Origin of the sequence: Thioclava sediminum, from assembly GCF_002020355.1 — a bacterium.
GTDB classification, from domain to species: domain Bacteria; phylum Pseudomonadota; class Alphaproteobacteria; order Rhodobacterales; family Rhodobacteraceae; genus Thioclava; species Thioclava sediminum.
Map to the genome: position 1 here is coordinate 1 of NZ_MPZV01000007.1, position 2,500 is coordinate 2,500.

Genomic DNA, 2,500 nt, shown 5'->3' on the forward strand with positions numbered 1-2,500 from the left:
TTGGTTGCGGGAGTAGGATTTGAACCTACGACCTTCAGGTTATGAGCCTGACGAGCTACCGGGCTGCTCCATCCCGCGTCCGTTGAGCGTTTGCCTTTATGTCAGGTTATGAGCCTGACGAGGCGATCGCGTTTTTCAAACTCTTTCGGAGAGTTTGTAGCGATTGCGGGGTGCTCGATCCCGCGTTTGTTTCCCGAGGGCTTTATGTTTTTGCGATCGGGATTTTGTTTGTCATCGTTGTTTGAGAGATGAAGTTTTATCGCTTCTTTCTAGGTTTGGCGGTGACCTACTCTCCCACGTCTTAAGACGCAGTACCATTGGCGCGACGGCACTTAACGGCCGGGTTCGGAATGGAGCCGGGTGTTTTGCTCGTGCTATGACCACCAAACCGAGGAAGAAGCGATGAAGTTCAAGTCATGCTGCGCTTGCCGCCTCCAGCATTGCGCTGGCGCGGAGCGTTCTACACTAAATTAATGCATGCTGTTTGATCGGATGCCAGAGGTCTGGCTTCTACCGGATCAAATCAAGCCAATCGGGCAATTAGTACTGGTCAACTGAACGCGTTGCCGCGCTTACATCTCCAGCCTATCGACGTGGTGGTCTTCCACGGCCCTCAAGGGATACCTAGTTTTGAAGGGGGCTTCCCGCTTAGATGCTTTCAGCGGTTATCCTGTCCGGACATAGCTACCCAGCACTACCGTTGGCACGATAACTGGTCCACCAGTGGTCCGTTCACCCCGGTCCTCTCGTACTAGGGGCAACTCTTCTCAAGTATCCTACACCCACGGCAGATAGGGACCGAACTGTCTCACGACGTTCTAAACCCAGCTCACGTACCTCTTTAAACGGCGAACAGCCGTACCCTTGGGACCTGCTCCAGCCCCAGGATGAGATGAGCCGACATCGAGGTGCCAAACGGTGCCGTCGATATGGACTCTTGGGCACCATCAGCCTGTTATCCCCAGAGTACCTTTTATCCGTTGAGCGATGGCCCTTCCACTCGGGACCACCGGATCACTATGGCCGACTTTCGTCTCTGCTCGACTTGTCAGTCTTGCAGTCAGGCTGGCTTCTGCCATTGCACTCAACGACCGATTTCCGACCGGTCTGAGCCAACCTTCGCGCGCCTCCGTTACACTTTGGGAGGCGACCGCCCCAGTCAAACTACCCACCACGCAGGGTCCCGGATCCCGATAAGGGACCGCGGTTAGACATCAAGCAGGCGAAGGGTGGTATCTCAAGGATGGCTCCACGAAGACTGGCGTCCCCGTTTCAAAGCCTACCACCTATCCTGCACATCACATGCCTGATGCCAGTGCGAAGCTATAGTAAAGGTTCATGGGGTCTTTCCGTCTAACCGCGGGTAGTGTGCATCTTGACACACAGTTCAATTTCGCTGAGTCCACGTTTGAGACAGCGGGGAGATCGTTACGCCATTCGTGCAGGTCGGAACTTACCCGACAAGGAATTTCGCTACCTTAGGACCGTTATAGTTACGGCCGCCGTTTACCGGGGCTTCAATTCGGAGCTTGCACTCCTCCTTTTAACCTTCCGGCACCGGGCAGGCGTCAGACTGTATACGTCGCCTTACGGCTTCGCACAGCCCTGTGTTTTAAGTAAACAGTCGCCACCCCCTAGTTTGTGCCCCCCACCCTCACTTGCGTGAGAATGGGGCCTCCTTCTCGCGAACTTACGGAGGCATTTTGCCGAGTTCCTTAAACGTGGTTCTCTCAAGCGCCTTGGTATTCTCTACCAGTCCACCTGTGTCGGTTTCGGGTACGGTCCGATAGTGGGGCTATTTCCAGGAACTGCTAAGCGGCCCACACAATCCGATAAGTGTGAACAACCCTCGCAATCCGTCACCACCACATGGCCCAGGAATATTAACCTGGTTCCCATCGACTACGCCTTTCGGCCTCGCCTTAGGGGCCGGCTTACCCTGCTCAGATTAGCTTTAAGCAGGAACCCTTGGACTTTCGGCGACAGGGTCTCTCACCCTGTTTGTCGCTACTCATGTCAACATTCTCACTTCTGATCACTCCACCGGATGCCTTACAGCCCGGCTTCACAGTCAGAACATTGCCTCCAATACTCCGAGAACGGAGATAAGGAGGCAGCGTTCTATATCACAGAACGCTCCGCTACCACGCACATCACTGTGCATCCAAAGCTTCGGCTCATGGCTTGAGCCCCGTTACATCTTCGCCGCAAGACCTCTTGACTAGACCAGTGAGCTGTTACGCTATCTTTAAAGGATGGCTGCTTCTAAGCCAACCTCCTGGTTGTTTTGGAAGTCTCACATGCTTTCCCACTTAGCCATGAATTGGGGGCCTTAGCTGTTGGTCAGGGTTGTTTCCCTCTCCACGACGGACGTTAGCACCCGCCGTGTGTCTGCCGATCAGTTCTTCCCGGTATTCGGAGTTTGCTTAGACTCAGTAAGGCTGTGGGCCCCCATCATCCATGCAGTGCTCTACCCCCGGGAGAATACAATCGACGCGCT

Annotated in this window: 1 tRNA gene and 2 rRNA genes (1 of these 3 cut by a window edge); all 3 read right to left on the minus strand. The window is 54.5% G+C overall.

Annotated features, from left to right (window positions below):
* Position 1: 1 nt before the first annotated feature.
* Positions 2-78, minus strand: a tRNA-Met gene (locus BMI91_RS19610).
* A 195-nt stretch (positions 79-273) separates the two neighbouring features.
* Positions 274-388: ribosomal RNA gene (gene rrf / locus BMI91_RS19615) — 5S ribosomal RNA — on the minus strand.
* Positions 389-519: 131 nt separating this feature from the next.
* A 23S ribosomal RNA gene (locus BMI91_RS19620) occupies positions 520-2,500 on the minus strand (it continues 853 nt past the right edge of the window).